Origin of the sequence: Streptomyces sp. BBFR51 (genome assembly GCF_044591655.1) — a bacterium.
Lineage (GTDB): Bacteria > Actinomycetota > Actinomycetes > Streptomycetales > Streptomycetaceae > Streptomyces.
The window spans coordinates 5,966,819-5,985,271 of the sequence record NZ_CP172448.1; the positions used below are offsets into that span (position 1 = coordinate 5,966,819).

The following is an 18,453-nucleotide window of genomic DNA, read 5'->3' on the forward strand; positions in this document are numbered from 1 at the left end:
GATCATTTCTGCCTGCAAGAGTGACACCGCATTGCTCATGCGTTCTTTGCGGGTCGTACACGCCATGGACGACTGTTTCCGGTGTTCCCGGTCAAAGATCCACAATCAGACACCCCTGGGAGCACGTTCGTGGCAGCCCTCGCACGCTGGTGTGTACGACGTCGCCTCGTAGCCGTCCTGCTCTGGCTGCTCGCCTTCGGCGTCGTCGCCGCGGCCGCCACGGTCACCGGCTCCGCGTACTCCAACGACTACGGGATCCCCGGCACCGGCTCCGACCGCGCCTCCCAGCTGCTCGACTCCGGCTTCCCCGGCCTCGGCGGTGACAGCGACACCATCGTCTGGCACACCACGACCGACACCGTCCGCGCCGCCGACGTCGAACAGGCCATGAACCGCACCCTGGACCGCATCGCGGAACTGCCCGGGGTGGCCTCGGTGACCAACCCGTACGACGACCCCGACTCGCCCCTGATCACCGAGAACGCCCACACCGCCTACGCCCCGGTCACCCTCGGGGACGCCTCCCGGGACATCGGTGCGGACGAGGCACGGGCCGTCGTCGACACCGCCAAGGCGGCCGAGACCGACGGGCTCCGGGTGGAACTGGGCGGCAGCGCCATAGCGCTCACCGAATCCACCGGCAGTCACCTCGCCGAGGCCGTCGGCGTGGCCGTGGCCGCGGTCGTGCTCTTCCTCGCCTTCGGCACCGTCGCCGCGGCCCTGCTGCCCATCGCCATCGCGCTGGTCTCCGTCGGCACCGCCTACGCCGGCATCACCCTCCTCGGTCACGCCATGACCGTCGCGGACTTCGCGCCCATGCTGGGCACCCTCATCGGACTCGGCGTCGGCATCGACTACGCCCTGTTCATCGTCACCAGACACCGGCGCGGACTGAAACGGGGCCTGCCCGTGGCCCAGGCCGCCGCCGAGGCCGTGGCGACCACCGGACGTGCCGTCGTGTTCGCGGGTGCCACCGTTTGCATCGCCCTGCTGGGCATGCTGATCCTCCGGCTGAGCTTCCTCAACGGTGTCGCCGTCGCCGCCTCGCTGACCGTGATCCTCACCGTCGCGGCCTCCGTGACGCTGCTGCCGGCCCTGCTGTCGTACATCGGCCCACGCGCCCTGAGCCGGCGCGAGCGACGCCGGCTCGCCGAGCACGGGCCCGAACCCGAGGTGCCCACCGGGTTCGCCGCCCGCTGGTCGTCCTTCGTCGAGCGCCACCCCAAGCTGCTCGGCGCCCTCGCCCTCGTCGTCATCACCCTGATCGCGCTGCCCACCCTCGGCCTGCGCCTCGGCACCTCCGACCAGGGCAACGACCCCAGGGGCACGACCACCCGCCAGGCCTACGACCTCCTCGCCGACGGCTTCGGCCCCGGCGTCAACGGCCCGCTCACCCTGGTCACCGAGGTCCGCGGCGCCGAGGACCGCCTCGCCCTCGACAACCTCGACGTCACCCTGCGCACCACCGAGGGCGTCTCGTCGGTGACACCGGTGATGTACAACTCCGGCGGCGACGCCGCGTACCTCACCGTCGTACCCGAGTCGGCACCGCAGTCCCAGCAGACCAGCGACCTGGTCGAGCGGCTGCGCTCCGAGGTGCTGCCCCGCGCCGAGGCCGGTACCGCGCTCGACGTGCACGTGGGCGGCGTGACGGCCGGCTACGACGACTTCGCCGACGTCATCGTCGGCAAGCTGCCCCTCTTCGTCGGTGTCGTCGTCGGCCTGGGCTGCCTGCTGCTCCTGCTGGCCTTCCGCTCCGTCGGCATCCCCCTCAAGGCCGCCGCCATGAACGTCGCCGCCGTGGCCGCCGCCTTCGGAGTCGTCGTCGCGATCTTCCAGTGGGGCTGGGGCAGCGAACTGCTCGGCCTCGGCAGCGCCGGGCCGATCGAGCCCTTCCTGCCCGTGATCATGGTCTCGGTACTCTTCGGGCTCTCCATGGACTACCAGGTCTTCCTCGTCAGCCGGATGTACGAGGAATGGCTGGAGACCGGCGACAACCGCCGCGCCGTCCGGGTCGGACTCGCCGAGACCGGCCGCGTGATCAACTCCGCCGCCGTCATCATGATCTCGGTCTTCCTCGCCTTCGTCCTCAGCGGCGACCGGGTGATCGCCATGTTCGGCATCGCGCTCGCCGCCGCAGTCGCTCTGGACGCCTTCGTGCTGCGCACCCTCCTGGTGCCCGCCCTGATGCACCTGCTCGGCCGCGCCAACTGGTGGCTGCCGCGCCGCCTGGACGCCCTGCTGCCGCGCATCAGCATCGAGCCGCCCGAGTGCCGGGCCGCACATGAGAGGCTGGCCGCCGTGACGGACGCCGGAGTGGCGGACGTCCTCGCGGAGGAGGAACGGCAGCGGGATGTACGCGATATCACTGGGTGACGACGGAGCCGAACTGCGCCCCCTGGAGACCTGGCACGCCGAGGAGTTCCTGGCCCACCTGGACCGCGGCAGGGACTTCATCACCGAGCACATTCCCTTCGGGGCGAAGGCCACCGACGTCGACTCCGCACGTGAGGTGCTCCAGGCCTACGCCGACCGGCACGCGACCGACAGCGGCTTCCTGCACGGGCTGTGGCTGGACGGCAGGCTCGTCGGCGGCCTGCTCTACCGCGTCTTCGACGCCGCCACCGGCGTCTGCGAGATCGGCTGCTGGCTGGAACCCGCCGGCACCGGGCGCGGCCTGGTCACCCGGGGCGCCCGCGTGCTGATCGACTGGGCCTTCGACGAGCGCGGCATGCACCGCGTGGAGTGGCACGCCTCGTCGGCGAACACCCCGAGTGTCAACGCCGCCCGGCGACTCGGCATGATGCGTGAGGGCGTGTTGCGCGAGAGCTTCCCCTACCGGGGTGCCCGCCAGGACATGGAGGTGTGGGCGGTGCTCGCACCCGAGTGGCGTGCGGCACGCGAGGCACGCGCGCGTGCCGTCCAAAAGGATCATTAAGGGACCTCTCAGACAGCGTCCGTACGGTGCGAGGCATGGGAACGAAGACAGTGGACGAGACCGGCGTGAAGACCGACGAGCACAAGACGGACGAGGCGACCGAGGCCACTGAGGCCACTGAGGCCACCGAGGCCGCTACGAAGGACGCGGAGGCCACCGACGCGGACGTCGCGGACGGGGCCGACGAGACCGAGAAGACCGACGGCACCGACGGGGCCGAGGGCGGCCCCACCGGCGTGGGCCAGGGCGCCGGGGCCGTCGTCTCCGCCGGTCTCGGCATCGTCTCGCTGACCGGCAGCTGGGTCGGCACCGTGGCCTCCGCGCGCGAGTCGCTGATCGGCCAGCTGGAGACGTCCTCGACCTCCGACGTCGGCACCCTCATCGAGAAGGGCTACGGCAACGCCTGGCACGCCACCGCGATGTGGGGCGGCATCTTCGCCCTGGTCGCGTTGATCGTCGGCGCCGTCGTACTGGCCCGCCCCGCGTTCGGCGCGCCCGGCCGCCCGCAGGCCCCGTGGATCAAGTCGGTCGCCTGGTCGGGCGTCGCCCTCGGCGTCATCGGCCTGCTGCTGGCCGTCCTGAAGTACACGGACGTTCTGCTCGGGCTGCCCGCCACCGGCTGACCAGGGCTTCTGAGGGGTCTTAGGGCATCCGCGCGCCACCGGCACGCGCCCTAAGACCCCTCACGCACGTCTAAGGCCCCGACCGGCGCCGAAGATGCGGAACTTACCCGATGTGGCCCACCCCCCTGGGAGACGAAGGTTGAGGCATCGCAAAGAGCGAAGCCGAAACCGAACTCTCACCGAGGTGCACACCATGTACGAGTACGAGATCCAGCAGTACCGCACCGCCGAGCTGATCCGCCGCGCCGACGAGGCCCGGCTGGCCCGCGAGGTGGTCCGGGCCCGCCGCGCCGCCCGCCGGGAGGCCCGGCACGGCGGTGCCGCGGCGGAGAGCCATACGCCGCGACAGCGCCGACCCCGGTCCGCCCGGGTCGCGTGAACGGGGGAGCCGGGGAGGGAGGCCGCACGGCCCCCCTCCCCGTCGTCGTTCCGGCGGGCGGCCGCCCGCCGAAAACCGGTGCCCCGTTGTCGGACCCGCGTGCGATGCTCGGGTCCGTGGAGACCAGGTCCGTCAGCCCCGTGTTCGTCGGCCGCACCGGCGAACTGAGTACGTTGAACGAAGCACTCGCCCGCGCCGACGGCGCGGACGCCGGGCCGTCCGCCACGGGGCCGTCCGCCACCGGGGGAGAGCCGCAGGCTCTGCTGCTCGGCGGCGAGGCGGGCGTCGGCAAGACCCGCCTCGTCGAGGAGTTCGCCGCCGCCGCGGCCCGCCGGGGAGCCGTCGTCGCGCTGGGCGGCTGCGTCGAGATCGGCGCCGACGGGCTGCCCTTCGCACCGTTCTCCACCGCACTGCGCGCACTGCGCCGCCTGCTGCCCGCAGAGTTGGCCGACGCGGCCGCCGGGCAGGAGGAGGAGCTGGCCCGGCTGCTGCCCGAACTGGGCGAGAGCGTGCAGGCCACCGGCGGCGGCCGGCACGACGAGGAGAGCATGGCCCGCCTCTTCGAGCTCACCGCCCGCCTGCTGGAGCGCGTCGCCGCCCGGCACACCGTCGTCCTGGTCCTGGAGGACCTGCACTGGGCCGACGCCTCCACCCGCCATCTGATCGCCTACCTCTTCCGCACCCTGCGCACCGGCCGCCTCGTCGTCCTCGCCACGTACCGCTCCGACGACATCCACCGCCGCCACCCGCTGCGCCCCCTGCTCGCCGAACTCGACCGGCTGCGCACCGTCCGCCGCCTCGAACTCGGCCGCTTCACCCGGGACGAGGTGTGCCGCCAGATCGCCGGGATCCTCGCCCACGAGCCCGACCCGCTCCAGGTCGACGAGATCTTCGAACGCTCCGACGGCAACGCCTTCTTCGTCGAGGAACTCGCCGTCGCCGCCCACGAGGGCAGCTGCGCCGGCCTCACCGACTCCCTGCGCGACCTGCTCCTGGTCCGCGTCGAGGCCCTGCCCGAGAGCGCCCAGCGGGTCGCGCGGATCGTCGCCGAGGGCGGCTCCACCGTCGAGTACCCGCTGCTCGCCGCCGTCGCCCGGCTCGCCGAGGACGACCTCATCGAGGCGCTGCGCTCCGCCGTCAACGCCAACATCCTGCTCCCCGCGCCCGACGGCGACGGCTACCGCTTCCGCCACTCCCTGGTCCGCGAGGCCGTCGGCGACGACCTGCTCCCCGGCGAGCGCTCCCGCCTCAACCGCCGCTACGCCGAAGCCCTGGACGCCGATCCCGCCCTGGTGCCCGCCGCCGAGCGAGTGATGCGCCTGGCCAGCTACTGGTACCACGCCCACGACCCCGCCAAGGCCCTGCCCGCCGTCCTGGACGCCTCCGTCGAGGCCCGCCGCAGGCACGCCTACTCCGAGCAGCTCCGGCTGCTGGAGCGCGCGATGGAACTGTGGGACTCCACCCCCGACGACGTACGCGCCACCCTGCGCCCCGTCGACTACACCGAGGTCTACCCTCCCTGCGGCTGCGACCCCGCCACCACGCCCCTGCGCTACCTCGATCTGATGGCCGAGGCCGCCGTCGCCGGACGGCTGTGCGGGGAACGCGAGCGCGCCATGAAGATCACCAAGCGGGCGCTGCGCCTGCTGGAGGACGACCAGGACGCGGGTGCCGGCGCGGGCGACCGGGACCCGCAACGGGCGGCCTGGTTCTGGACGCAGCGCTCGCTGCTGGTCCAGGCGCAGGGCCGCGGCGACGGCTGGCGGGAGCTGGGCATCGCCCAGGAACTGGTCCGCGGCCTGCCACCCTCCCAGGTGCACGCCGAGGTGCTGGCCATGTCCGCGAACTGGTCGATGCTCCACTGCCCCGGCCCCGGCGCGGTGACCGCCGCGGAACGCGCCGTCGAGTACGCGCGCATGGTGGGCGCCGACGACATCGAGCTCAACGCACGGCTCACCCTCGGCGGCCTGATGGTGGACGCGGGGCACATCGACGCGGGACTCGCGGAGATGTTCCAGGTCAGGGACCTGGTCGTGGCACAGGACCGGTCCGCCGTGGTGGCCCGTAGCCACGTCAACCTGCCCTCGACCCTGGAGAGCGTCGGCCGCTCCGAGGAGGCGCTCACCATCCTGCGCGAGGGCGTCGACCTCACCCGGCGGATGGGCCTGCTGGAGTCCGAGGCCTGGGTCTGGGGCAACCTCGCCGATTCGCTCATCTCCCTGGGCCGCTGGGACGAGGCCCTGGAGGCGGCGGACATGGCCGGAGCGCCGGGCCGCAGCCCCGCACCACGCGGCGGCGCCGCACTCAAACGGGCCGTCGTCACCCTCGCCCGCGGCGATCGGTCCGAGGCCGCCCGGCTGCTCGCCGAGGCCCGCGCCGCCTACGGCACGCACGACCCCATGCCGCAGCACCGCCTGCCGCTGGCGGCCCTCACCGTCGGCATCGCCGCCGCCGAGGGCCGCCTCCCGGACGCGCGCGCCGAACTCGGCCGGGTCCTGGACGCGGGCTTCCCGCCCGGCACCCAGCGCTACGGCTGGCCGCTGCTGCTGTCCGCCGCCGAGGCGGAGGCCGACGCGCGCGCCCTCCCTGCCGCCGAAGAGGGCCGCGCCGAGATCCTCGAACGCCTCGCCAAGGCCGCGAAGTCCCTGACGACGGGCGCCCCGATCTGGGTCGCCCACGACAGGTGGGTCCGCGCCGAGCTCCACCGCGCCCGCGACCTGGACACCCCGCAGACCTGGTCGGAGGCGGTCACCGCCTTCGAATGCCTGGAGCGCCCCTACGAACTCGCCCGGGTCCGCCGCCGCCTGGCCGGCGCCCTCCTCGCGACGGGCGGCGAGGACGAACGCGCCCGCGCCACCGAGCTGCTGCGCCTGGCCCGTACCGTCGCCGACCACCTCGGCGCACGCCCGCTGTCCGACGCCGTCGGCCTGCTCGGCCGGCGCGCCCGCCTCACGCTCGGCCACAGCGCCGGGCCGGCCACCGAGCCCACCGACCCGGCCGACGCCCTGGGACTCACCGGCCGGGAGCGCGACGTCCTGCGGCTGGTCTCCGACGGCCGCACCAACCGCCAGATAGCCGAGGAGCTCTTCATCTCGCCCAAGACGGCCAGCGTCCACGTGTCCAACATCCTGGCCAAGCTCGGCGTCTCCGGCCGCGGCGAGGCGGCCGCGGTGGCCCACCGGCTGGCGCTGTTCCCCGCCGAACGGCTCACCTCCCGTCCGACGGAGTGAGGCTTACGCTGTAAGGGACGCCGAGCGACGGAGGCACCGTGTTCAACGCATTCGAGGAACTGTTCTCCCCCGGCCGCAAACACACCCGCGACGAGCAGAACCGCCTGGAACTGACCCGCGAGGACGTCGGCGACGGCGACCCCGGCCACGGCCCGATAGACCTCGGCTCGGGCAAGGTCGTCATCCAGCGGCCGCGCTCCGACGAGGCGGAGGACGCGCCCCCGCGGGACGAGTAGGCCGCCGCCTACGTCACCTTCAGCTCCAGGATCCGGTCGTCGTCGCCCTTCGCGTCGCCCCGGCCGTCCGTGTTGCTGGTCACCAGCCACAGCTTGTCGCCGCCCGCCGGCGCCACCGTGCGCAGCCGGCCGTACCCGCCCTCCAGGAAGGCCTGCGGATCGGCCGAGGCGTCCGTGCCCTTCAGCGGGATCCGCCACAGCCGCTCACCGCCCAGCCCCGCCATCCACACCGAACCCTCGGCGTAGGCGACGCCGCTGGGGGAGGCCTCGTCGGTACTCCACTGGGCGACCGGGTCGTGGAAGCCGGAGCCGCCGCCCTTGCCCTCCGCCTCGGGCCAGCCGTAGTTGTCACCCGGCTTGATCGCGTTCAGCTCGTCCCAGGTGTCCTGACCGAACTCCGAGGCGAACAGCCGCTGCTTGTCGTCCCAGGCCAGCCCCTGCACGTTCCGGTGGCCGTACGAGTAGACGGGGGAGTCGGGGAAGGGGTTGCCGGGCGCCGGTTCGCCGTCCGGCGTCATCCGCAGGATCTTGCCGCCGAGGGACTTCTTGTCCTGCGACAGGCCCGTGTCACCGCTCTCGCCCGTGCCCGCGTAGAGCATCTTGTCGGGGCCGAACGCGATCCGCCCGCCGTTGTGGATGACGCCCTTGGGAATGCCCCGGAAGACCGTGTCCGGCGCGCCCAGCTGCTCTCCGGACGGCTTCTTCTCGTCGTACAGCATGCGCACGATGCGGTTGTCCGAGGCGGAGGTGAAGTACGCGTAGATCATGTGGTCCGAGGCGTAGTCGGGGGAGAGCGCGATGCCGAGCAGGCCGCCCTCGCCGGACGGGGACACCCCGGGCACCTCGCCCAGCTCCGTCTTCTCGCCGGTCTTGTCGTCGACCCGCGTGAGCGTGGCCTCGTCGCGGGAGGAGACCAGCAGGTCACCGCCCGGCAGCGGAGCCAGACCCCAGGGGCTCTTCAACCCCGTGGCGACCGTCCGGAGCACCTTCACGGAGCCCTTCGCGGGCGGTGTCGGCTCGGCGGGAGATCCGGCGGGCGAGGACGGCGCCGCCGTACTGGTCGGGGAGGTGCTGCCGTCCGCGCCCGACGGGTCCGCGCCGTCGGAGGAGTCGGAGGAGCAGCCGGCCGTCAGCAGGAGAGCGGCGGCCAGTACGGCCGGCACGGCTCGACGTTGCACGATCATGGTCCCTTCGACGCGGCGGGTTCTCCTTGTCATACACCGCACGGCCTCTCCAAGTTCCCGATCGCCCAATCCCGAACCCGGCGGCGAACCGCGCGGCGGATCCGCCAGGGGGTCCGGCGGTGGACCAGCGGTAGATCCGGTGGTGGACCGGCAGTGGACTCCGCGGTGGACCGGGTGGCTGACCGGCAGCGGACCCGGCGGTGGATCCGGCAGGGGTTCCGGCAGCGGACTCCGGGGTGGACCGGGTGGCTGACCGGCAACGGAACCCTGCGGGGGACCGGTAGCGAATCCGGCAGCGGACCGGGTGGCTGACCGGCAGTGGAACCCGGCAGCGGACCCGGCGGTGGACCGGGCGGCGGCTCCCGCGGCGGACGGTCGCGTCCGTCACTCCCACGAACCCTGCGCCGGCGGCAGCCCCCGCACCTCCGTCAGGTCCCGCTCGGTCAGCCGCAGCCGGGCCGCTCCCGCGTTCTCCGTCACCCAGCGCTCCTGCTTGGCGCCCGGCACCGGCACCACGTGCCGTCCCTGCGCCAGCACCCAGGCCAGCGCCACCTGCGCCGCGGTGACCCCGTCGCCGTGCCGGGCCGCGATCCGGCGCAGCGCGGCCACGATCGGCTGGTTGGCGGCCATCATCTCGGCGGTGAAGCGGGGATGCCGGGCGCGCAGGTCCTCCGGTTCGAAACCCTGGCCCGGCGTCAGCGTGCCGGTCAGGTAGCCGTTGCCCAGCGGCATCGCGGCGAGGAAGCCGACGCCGCGCGAGACGCACCAGGGCAGCAGCGTCCGCAGCGCCTCCGGCGACCACACCGACAACTCGGCCTCGACCGCGCTCACCGGGAAGACCTGCTGCACCCGCTCCAGCTGCCGGATCGTCGCGTCGTGCAGCCGCGCCCCGGGCCGCCGGGCCGACCGCGCGCCGACCGCGCAGAGTCCGAGCGCCCGCACCTTCCCGGCCCGCACCAGCTCGGCCATCGCGCCCCAGGTCTCCTCGACGGGTATCTCCGGGTCGGCGCGGTGCAGTTGGTAGAGGTCGATGACGTCCGTCTGGAGCCGGCGCAGCGAGGCGTCGCAGGCGCGCTTCACATAGCCGGGGCGGCCGTTGGCCACGATGTGCTGCTCGCCCACCAGCAGACCGACCTTGGTCGACACGAAGGCGTCGGACCGCCGCTCCCTCAACACCCGCCCCAGCAAAAGCTCGTTGGTGAACGGGCCGTACATGTCCGCCGTGTCCAGCAGGGAAGCACCCAGGTCGAGGGCCCGGTGCACCGCCCTGACCGACTCGTCGCCCCGCTGCCGCGAGGCGCTGTACGCCCAGTTCATCGGCATGCACCCCAGTCCGACGGCCCCCACCGCGAGTGCCGTCGCGCCGATCGTCCTGCGCTCCACCTGGTCGTGACCCTCCCTCGTCAGGCCACCCAACCTAACCTCTGCCTTCTCGCCCCCTGACATAGCCTCCTGACCATGACTGCTGACGTGTGGCTGCCCATCCCGCCGGACGAGATCGAGGGCCTCCCCGAGGGCCCCGCTTACCGCTTCTGGAACGGAGAGGAGACCTTCCCCGCCGACCCGGCCGACTGCGCGTACTACGTCGTCCCCTACATGAAGCCCAGCGGGATCGGCGTACGCCCGCTGCCGGAAATGCGCTCCGTCCAGGTCGTCCAGACCCTCTCCGCGGGCATCGACCACGTGGAGCCCGGCCTCAGGCACCTGCCCGCGGGTGTACGCCTGTGCAACGCGCGCGGCGTGCACGAGGCCAGCACCGCGGAGCTGACCCTGGCCCTGATCCTGGCGTCGCTGCGCGGCATCCCCGACTTCGTGCGGGCGCAGGACCGCGGCGAGTGGGTCGGCGGGTTCCGGCCCGCGCTCGCCGACCGGACCGTCCTCATCGTCGGGTACGGGTCGATCGGCGCCGCGATCGAGGACCGGCTCGTGCCGTTCGAGGTCGCGCCGGTGGTGCGCGTCGCGCGCTCCGCCCGCACCACGGAGCGCGGCCCCGTGCACCCGCTCACCGAACTGCCCGCCCTGCTCCCGCGGGCCGACGTCGTCATCCTCTCCACACCGCTCACCGAGGCCACCCGCGGCCTGGCCGACGCGGAGTTCCTGGCCCGGATGAAGGACGGTGCCCTGCTCGTCAACGTCGCGCGCGGACCGGTGGTGGACACGAAAGCGTTGCTCGCCGAACTGGAAAGCGGACGCCTCACCGCGGCCCTCGACGTGACCGACCCCGAACCGCTGCCGCCGGGCCACCCCCTGTGGCATGCTCCCGGCATAGTCGTCAGCCCGCACGCGGGCGGGCCGACCTCCGCCTTCCTGCCGCGCGCCAAGCGGCTGCTGGTGGCCCAGTTGAACCGTTTCGTGAACCAGGAGCCGCTGCGCAACGTGATCCTGACGACGGGCGCGTAATCCGTTTCGGGCACCCTCCGCGACTCCCCGGATGCGGTGGGTACCCGCATATCCGCTGGTCGTCACGGAGCGTAGAGAACCTATGTCCCTGAGTGACGAGACTGGTGTATCGTCCGACAGGGGACGCGCCGCGCACCGTACGGCGCCGGGGATGGACATCTCAGACTGTGAGGGGGGCGACGGGCGATGCACGGCCTATGGACCAACGATCCGACGCGGCGGAGCCGCCGCCGGCGACCCTGGCGCACGACCACGAGCGCGACCACGACCGCGCGCGGGCGGGGCCGGCCGGCCCGCCGATGTCCGCGGGGCGCGGGAGCGGTGCGGACCGGGAGGCCGCGGTGAGTCCGCCCCCCGTGCCCACGCTGGACGGAGTGCTGCGCACCCAGCCCTCGCCCGGACCGCTGCTGTCCCGGCCCTCGGCAGCCGCCGCCGGCGGATCGCCCCTCGTCCGCCAGCTCGTGCTGGCCCTGGTCTGCGCGGCCTACGCCGTCGGTGCCGCGCTCGGCTGGGGTTCGCACTACGTCGCCAAGATCATGGGCGACTTCGGGCTGAGCGCCGCCGCGGGCGCCGCCGCCGTCTCCTGCTTCCTCTACGCCCGCGGGCGCCGCGTCCGCTTTCGACCCGCCTGGCTGCTCTTCGCCCTCTCCTCGGCGATGGCGTCCCTGGGCAATCTGGTCTGGGGGTGGTACGAGGTCGTGCTCCGGGTGCCCGTGCCCAGCCCCAGCTACGCCGACCTGTTCTTCCTGTGCTTCGCGCCGCCCGCCATCGTGGGGCTCCTCGTGCTGGCCAAGCGGCCGGTGACGAAGGCCGGCTGGATCTGCCTGGGCCTGGACGCCTGGCTGATCGGCGGTTCGCTGCTGACCCTGGCCTGGAGCCTCGCGCTCGCCCAGGCGGCGAAGGCCGAGGGCGGGTCCAGCGTGGCGCACTCCGCGCTCTCGGTGGCGTACCCGCTGCTCGACATCGCGCTCGTCAGCATGGTGCTCGCGCTGCACTTCAGGCGGTCACCGGTCTGCAGATCCGCCGTCAACACCGCCATCGGCGCGCTCGCCCTGACGGTGATGTGCGACGCCCTGTTCACCTCGCCGCTGCTGCACAACAGCTACCGCTCCGGACAGCTGCTCGACGCGGGCTGGTTCGCCGGCTCCCTGCTGCTCGCGTACGCCCCATGGGCCGCGTCCCGGCACCGTTGGCCCGTGTCCGAGGGGGAAGGCGCCGACGGGCACACGCGCGTGGTGCGCGAGCACATGCCCGGACAGCGAGGCACCGGTCACCAGCCCATGCCTCCCTCCTCCTCCACGAGCTCCGCCACCTCCACCTCCTTGCCCGGGCCAGGCCCCGGACCGGGCGGCGAGCGGGGCCGCTATCCGGCCGCCCGGCCCATCGCCGGGTCCCTGGCCGCGCTCACCCCGTACCTCGCGGCCGCGGTCTGCACCCTGGGCATCCTCTACAACGTCCTCAACGGCCGCAGCGTCGACCGCGTCGTGCTGCTGACCGGCGGCACCGTGGTCCTCGCGCTCGTCGTGCGGCAGGGCATCATGCTGCTCGACAACATCGTCCTCACCCAGGAACTGGCCCAGAAGGAGAACCACTTCCGCTCCCTGGTGCAGGGCTCGAGCGACGTCATCATGATCGCCGCGCCCAACGGCGTCCTCCGCTACGTCTCCCCGGCCGCCGCCGGGGTCTACGGACGCCCCGCGGAGGACCTGGTGGGCAGCGAACTGGCCGGGCTCATCCACCCCGAGGACCTCGGCTGCGTGGTGCACGAGGTACGCCGGTTCCTCGCCGCCAGCCCCGTCGAGGAACCCACCACGCGCATCGAGTGCCGCTTCCGCTCCGGGGAGGGCGGCTGGCTCAACGTCGAGTCGACCGTCAACCGCCACCACGGCGGCCTCATCTTCAACAGCCGGGACGTGACCGAGAGAGTGCGCCTCCAGGCGCAGCTCCAGCACAACGCCGAACACGACCCGCTCACCGACCTGCCCAACCGCGCCCTGTTCACCCGGCGCGTCCAGCAGGCCCTGTCCGGCCGCCGCGCCTTGGACCGCGGCGCCGCCCTGCGCGGTACGGCCGTCCTCTTCATCGACCTCGACGGCTTCAAGGGCGTCAACGACACCATCGGGCACCAGGCCGGGGACGAGCTGCTCGTCCAGGCCGCCCGCAGACTCCACGAGGCCGTGCGCAAGGGGGACACCGCCTCCAGACTGGGCGGCGACGAGTTCGCGGCCCTCATCGTCGGGGACGGCGCCCGGGACCGGGCCGCCCGCGAGGGCCACATCCGGGAACTGGCCGACCGTCTCAGGCTGACGCTCTCGCAGCCCTACCTCATCGACGGCAATGACGTCCGGGTCAACGCCTCCATCGGCGTCGCCTTCGCCGAACCCGGCCTGGGAGCGGGCGAGTTGCTGCGCAACGCCGACCTGGCGATGTACCGGGCGAAGGCCGGGGGCAAGGGACGCGTCGAGCTGTACCGGCCGCAGATGCAGCAGGACGTCGTACGCAAGGCCGAGCTGGCCACCCGCCTGCGGGCCGCGCTGCACGACGGCGAGTTCGCGCTGCTGCACCAGCCGGTGGTCTCCCTCGCGGACGGCCGGATCACGTCGGTCTGCGCCCAGGCGCGGTGGCGCTCCTCGCAGGGCGTGCTGTTCACCCCGGCCGAGTTCCTGCGGGTGACCGAGGACGGCGACAAGACGGCCGAACTGGACCGCTGGGTGCTCCGGGAGGCAGTCGAACAGGCCGCCGAGCGTGCGGCGACCGGGCTGTCCGTGACCGTGGCCATACGCATCGGCGCCCGCCGCCTGCTGGACCGCTCCATGCCGCTGGGCTCCGTGGAGGCCCTGCTGACCCGGCACGGACTACCACCCGGCTCTCTTGTGATCGAGCTGTCGGACATCGACCCACGGGTCGGCCTCGACGAGCTGGACCGCCGCCTGAACGCCCTGCGAAGGGTGGGCGTCCGGATCGCGCTGGACGGGTTCGGCAACGGCTACGCGGCGATCACCGCCCTGCGGCGGCTGCCCGTGGACGTCCTCAAGCTCGACCGGGGCCTGATCGAGGGCGTCGTGGAGTCGGCGCGACTGCACAAGATCACCAGCGGGCTGCTGCGCATCGCCACCGACCTCGGGCTCAAGTCCGTCGCCGACGGCGTGGACCTGCCCGAGCAGATCGTCGCCCTGCGCGCGATGGGCTGTACGCACGGACAGGGCATGGCGTTCTCCGGCGCGCTGGACGAGTACCGGCTGCGCAGAGCGCTCGGAATCGGCCACTATCCGGTGCCGCACGGACCGGCCGAACCGGCCTTCGCGGGCGGCGGCGCCGGGGTGTACGCCACGGGGGTCGGCAACGCTCCCACCGGCCAGGCCGTCGCCCAGGTCGCCTCCGGGCTGCCAGCCGTCCTGAGTGGTGGCACGGCCCTTCGCTCACATGATGAGACTCCCGTCCCACCCACTTGACAGTGGATGCGCGCCGGGGGGAGGGTCAGTGCCATGCGCACCCGAATTCTCGTACTTGGAAAGCGCGTCGGCTGAAGCTGGTGACGTCCGGACCGACTCGGACTCCCCGCGACCCACACCCGGCGCGCTCCCCTCGCTTGCCTTATGGCACGAGGGGTTTTTTGTTGCACAGGCACCTGCCGAGCAGCAGCCGCAGATCGCACAAACCTCGCAAAAACCCTCAGCATCGAGAAGAGAATGCCGATGACCGAGCAGGCCACCGGGGCCCACCCGCAGCCCCGGCCCCGATCCGGAGGACAGTCCGCCCCCGAGCACGTCACGGGTGCGCAGTCCCTCATTCGCTCTCTCGAGGAGGTCGGCGCCGACACCGTATTCGGCATTCCCGGTGGCACGATCCTTCCGGCCTACGACCCGCTGATGGACTCCACCAGGGTGCGCCACGTCCTGGTCCGCCACGAGCAGGGCGCCGGCCACGCGGCCACCGGCTACGCGCAGGCCACCGGCAAGGTCGGCGTCTGCATGGCGACCTCGGGCCCCGGCGCCACCAACCTGGTCACCCCGATCGCCGACGCCAACCTGGACTCCGTGCCGCTGGTCGCGATCACCGGGCAGGTGGTGTCCGCCGCGATCGGCACGGACGCCTTCCAGGAGGCGGACATCGTCGGCATCACCATGCCGATCACCAAGCACAGCTTCCTGGTCACCAAGGCCGAGGACATCCCCCGGGTGATCGCGCAGGCGTTCCACATCGCCTCCACCGGCCGACCCGGCCCCGTCCTGGTCGACATCCCCAAGGACATCCTCCAGAAGAAGACCACCTTCTCCTGGCCGCCGGTCATGGACCTGCCCGGCTACCGCCCGGTCACCAAGCCGCACGCCAAGCAGATCCGCGAGGCGGCCAAGCTGATCTCCGCCGCGAAGCGCCCCGTGCTCTACGTCGGCGGCGGCGTCCTCAAGGCCGGTGCCACCGCCGAGCTGAAGGTCCTCGCCGAACTCACCGGAGCGCCCGTCACCACCACCCTGATGGCGCTCGGCGCATTTCCCGACAGCCACCCGCTGCACGTGGGAATGCCGGGCATGCACGGTGCGGTCACCGCCGTCACCGCGCTGCAGAAGGCCGACCTGATCGTCGCCCTCGGAGCCCGCTTCGACGACCGCGTCACCGGCAAGCTGGACAGCTTCGCCCCGTACGCCAAGATCGTCCACGCCGACATCGACCCGGCCGAGATCGGCAAGAACCGTGCCGCCGACGTCCCGATCGTCGGCGACGCCCGCGAGGTCATCGCCGACCTCGTGCAGGCCGTCCAGAAGGAGCACGACGAGGGCAACAAGGGCGAGGCCGCCGCGTCGATGTACGCGGCCTGGTGGAAGGACCTCAGCCGCTGGCGCGAGACCTACCCCCTCGGCTACGACCAGCCCGGCGACGGCTCGCTCTCCCCGCAGCAGGTCATCGAGCGCGTCGGACAGCTGGCACCCGAGGGCACGATCTTCGCGGCCGGCGTCGGCCAGCACCAGATGTGGGCCGCGCACTTCGTCCAGTACGAGAAGCCCGCCACCTGGCTGAACTCCGGCGGCGCCGGAACCATGGGCTACGCCGTCCCGGCCGCCATGGGCGCCAAGGCCGGCATGCCCGACCGGGCCGTCTGGGCGATCGACGGCGATGGCTGCTTCCAGATGACCAACCAGGAACTGACCACCTGCGCCCTGAACAACATCCCGATCAAGGTCGCCATCATCAACAACGGCGCCCTCGGCATGGTCCGCCAGTGGCAGACGCTGTTCTACAACCAGCGCTACTCCAACACGGTGCTGCACTCGGGACCGGACGCGGACAACACGCAGATGGGCGCCGGCACCCGGGTCCCCGACTTCGTGAAGCTGTCGGAGGCCATGGGCTGCTACGCGATCCGCTGCGAGGACCCCGCCGACCTCGACAAGGTGATCGAGGAGGCGAACTCCGTCAACGACCGCCCCGTCGTCGTCGACTTCATCGTCCACGAGGACGCGATGGTCTGGCCGATGGTCGCCGCCGGCACCTCCAACGACGAGATCATGGCCGCCCGGGACGTCCGCCCCGACTTCGGCGACAACGAAGACGACTGAGCGAGAGAGACTCAAGAGACCATGTCCAAGCACACGCTCTCCGTCCTGGTGGAGAACACCCCCGGCGTCCTCGCCCGGATCACCGCCCTCTTCTCCCGCCGCGGCTTCAACATCGACTCGCTCGCCGTCGGTGTCACCGAGCACCCCGACATCTCCCGCATCACCATCGTCGTGAGCGTCGAGGACTTCCCGCTCGAGCAGGTGACCAAGCAGCTCAACAAGCTCGTCAACGTGCTCAAGATCGTCGAGCTGGAGCCCAACCAGGCCGTCCAGCGCGAACTCGTTCTGGTGAAGGTGCGCTCCGACAACGAGACGCGCTCCCAGATCGTCGAGATCGTCCAGTTGTTCCGCGCCAAGACCGTCGACGTCTCCCCGGAGGCCGTCACCATCGAGGCCACCGGCAGCAGCGACAAGCTGTCCGCCATGCTCAGGATGCTGGAACCGTACGGCATCAAGGAACTCGTCCAGTCCGGCACGATCGCCATCGGCCGCGGCGCCCGTTCGATCACGGACCGCTCGCTGCGCGCACTCGACCGGTCCGCATAACGACGCAGACGGGCGGCCGGCCGGAAGGCGGGTCGCCCGCATTGCGAGACCCCGAAACTTCCCTTCCCCCCACCGGCATACGGTGGGACGCAACACCTGCACACAAGGAGAGAACCCAGTGGCCGAGCTGTTCTACGACGCCGACGCCGACCTGTCCATCATCCAGGGCCGCAAGGTCGCGGTCATCGGTTACGGCAGCCAGGGCCACGCCCACGCCCTGTCGCTGCGCGACTCGGGCGTCGACGTGCGCGTCGGTCTGCACGAGGGCTCCAAGTCCAAGGCCAAGGCCGAGGAGCAGGGCCTGCGCGTGGTGAGCCCGGCGGAGGCCGCTGCCGAGGCCGACGTCATCATGATCCTCGTCCCGGACCCGATCCAGGCCCAGGTCTACGAGGAGCACATCAAGGACAACCTGAACGACGGCGACGCCCTGTTCTTCGGCCACGGCCTGAACATCCGCTACGGCTTCATCAAGCCCCCGGCCGGCGTCGACGTCTGCATGGTCGCCCCCAAGGGCCCGGGCCACCTGGTGCGCCGCCAGTACGAGGAGGGCCGCGGCGTTCCCTGCATCGCCGCCGTCGAGCAGGACGCCACGGGCAACGGCTTCGAGCTGGCCCTGTCGTACGCGAAGGGCATCGGCGGCACCCGCGCCGGCGTCATCAAGACGACCTTCACCGAGGAGACCGAGACCGACCTCTTCGGCGAGCAGGCCGTCCTCTGCGGTGGCACCGCGGCTCTGGTCAAGGCGGGCTTCGAGACGCTGACCGAGGCCGGTTACCAGCCGGAGATCGCCTACTTCGAGTGCCTGCACGAGCTGAAGCTGATCGTGGACCTCATGTACGAGGGCGGCCTGGAGAAGATGCGCTGGTCGATCTCCGAGACCGCCGAGTGGGGCGACTACGTCAGCGGCCCGCGGATCATCACCGACGCCACCAAGGCCGAGATGAAGCAGATCCTCGCCGAGATCCAGGACGGCACCTTCGCCAAGAACTGGATGGACGAGTACCACGGCGGTCTGAAGAAGTACAACGAGTACAAGAAGCAGGACTCCGAGCACCTGCTCGAGACCACCGGCAAGGAGCTGCGCAAGCTCATGAGCTGGGTCGACGAGGAGGCGTAAGCCTCATCGCGGGGGCCGGGGCGGACATCGCCCCGGCCCCTTCGGCGAACCCCGGGTAACGTCGGACGCACGGCGTTGTCCAGCCCGTCCACCCACGGACGGGTGATCCTTCCGCGGAGGCGCAGGACGGCGTCCGCCACGCCACTACACTGCTGCACAACATACGCGTCAGGCCCACAGCGTCGTGCGTCTTCCACGCGGCCACCAACCCTCCACCGCCTGCGGCCGTCGGGACGGCCGTCCGC

General features: G+C 72.1%; 13 protein-coding genes. 11 read left to right on the forward strand and 2 right to left on the reverse strand.

The window, feature by feature from the left end; all coding sequences use genetic code 11:
- The first annotated feature begins 129 nt into the window (after positions 1-129).
- The 6 genes from ACGH7X_RS27410 to ACGH7X_RS27435 all read left to right on the forward strand — a co-directional run bounded on the left by ACGH7X_RS27410 (position 130) and on the right by ACGH7X_RS27435 (position 7,406).
- Positions 130-2,376, forward strand: a complete 2,247-nt coding sequence (locus ACGH7X_RS27410) for an MMPL family transporter (protein WP_399889351.1) — start codon at positions 130-132, stop codon at positions 2,374-2,376.
- Positions 2,354-2,938: a GNAT family N-acetyltransferase gene (locus ACGH7X_RS27415; RefSeq protein ID WP_399889353.1), complete on the forward strand. Its 585-nt coding sequence runs from the start codon at positions 2,354-2,356 to the stop codon at positions 2,936-2,938. Before ACGH7X_RS27410 ends, ACGH7X_RS27415 begins: the two co-directional genes overlap by 23 nt.
- A 35-nt stretch (positions 2,939-2,973) precedes the next feature.
- Positions 2,974-3,561 (forward strand): hypothetical protein, encoded by a 588-nt coding sequence (locus ACGH7X_RS27420; RefSeq protein WP_399889356.1) that lies wholly within the window; start codon positions 2,974-2,976, stop codon positions 3,559-3,561.
- 193 nt (positions 3,562-3,754) lie between these two features.
- Positions 3,755-3,940: a hypothetical protein gene (locus ACGH7X_RS27425; RefSeq protein ID WP_399889359.1), complete on the forward strand. Its 186-nt coding sequence runs from the start codon at positions 3,755-3,757 to the stop codon at positions 3,938-3,940.
- Positions 3,941-4,044: 104 nt separating this feature from the next.
- Positions 4,045-7,170: an AAA family ATPase gene (locus tag ACGH7X_RS27430; RefSeq protein ID WP_399889361.1), complete on the forward strand. Its 3,126-nt coding sequence runs from the start codon at positions 4,045-4,047 to the stop codon at positions 7,168-7,170.
- A 38-nt stretch (positions 7,171-7,208) separates the two neighbouring features.
- The gene (locus tag ACGH7X_RS27435; RefSeq protein WP_399889364.1) at positions 7,209-7,406 is read left to right on the forward strand and encodes a DUF6191 domain-containing protein; all 198 of its coding nucleotides are present in this window, start codon (positions 7,209-7,211) and stop codon (positions 7,404-7,406) included.
- Positions 7,407-7,414: 8 nt separating this feature from the next.
- Here the strand turns inward: ACGH7X_RS27435 and ACGH7X_RS27440 are convergent, their stop codons facing one another.
- Together ACGH7X_RS27440 and ACGH7X_RS27445 are read right to left on the reverse strand one after the other, a co-directional pair.
- Positions 7,415-8,590 carry a PQQ-dependent sugar dehydrogenase gene (locus ACGH7X_RS27440; RefSeq protein WP_399889367.1) on the reverse strand — a complete coding sequence of 392 codons (1,176 nt, stop codon included), beginning with the start codon at positions 8,588-8,590 and terminating at the stop codon, positions 7,415-7,417.
- Between the two features lie 384 nt (positions 8,591-8,974).
- Positions 8,975-9,973 carry an aldo/keto reductase gene (locus tag ACGH7X_RS27445; RefSeq protein WP_399889370.1) on the reverse strand — a complete coding sequence of 333 codons (999 nt, stop codon included), beginning with the start codon at positions 9,971-9,973 and terminating at the stop codon, positions 8,975-8,977.
- A gap of 75 nt (positions 9,974-10,048) precedes the next feature.
- Between ACGH7X_RS27445 and ACGH7X_RS27450 the strand changes: the two genes are divergently transcribed.
- The 5 genes from ACGH7X_RS27450 to ilvC all read left to right on the forward strand — a co-directional run bounded on the left by ACGH7X_RS27450 (position 10,049) and on the right by ilvC (position 18,208).
- Positions 10,049-10,990 (forward strand): 2-hydroxyacid dehydrogenase, encoded by a 942-nt coding sequence (locus ACGH7X_RS27450; RefSeq protein ID WP_399889373.1) that lies wholly within the window; start codon positions 10,049-10,051, stop codon positions 10,988-10,990.
- A gap of 299 nt (positions 10,991-11,289) precedes the next feature.
- Positions 11,290-14,442, forward strand: coding sequence for a putative bifunctional diguanylate cyclase/phosphodiesterase (locus ACGH7X_RS27455; RefSeq protein ID WP_399897383.1), 3,153 nt, complete (start codon positions 11,290-11,292; stop codon positions 14,440-14,442).
- Between the two features lie 237 nt (positions 14,443-14,679).
- The gene (locus ACGH7X_RS27460) at positions 14,680-16,545 is read left to right on the forward strand and encodes an acetolactate synthase large subunit (RefSeq protein ID WP_399889375.1); all 1,866 of its coding nucleotides are present in this window, start codon (positions 14,680-14,682) and stop codon (positions 16,543-16,545) included.
- A 21-nt stretch (positions 16,546-16,566) separates the two neighbouring features.
- The gene (ilvN, locus tag ACGH7X_RS27465) at positions 16,567-17,091 is read left to right on the forward strand and encodes an acetolactate synthase small subunit (RefSeq protein ID WP_217162329.1); all 525 of its coding nucleotides are present in this window, start codon (positions 16,567-16,569) and stop codon (positions 17,089-17,091) included.
- A gap of 118 nt (positions 17,092-17,209) precedes the next feature.
- Positions 17,210-18,208 carry a ketol-acid reductoisomerase gene (ilvC, locus tag ACGH7X_RS27470; RefSeq protein WP_399889378.1) on the forward strand — a complete coding sequence of 333 codons (999 nt, stop codon included), beginning with the start codon at positions 17,210-17,212 and terminating at the stop codon, positions 18,206-18,208.
- Positions 18,209-18,453 lie beyond the last annotated feature (245 nt).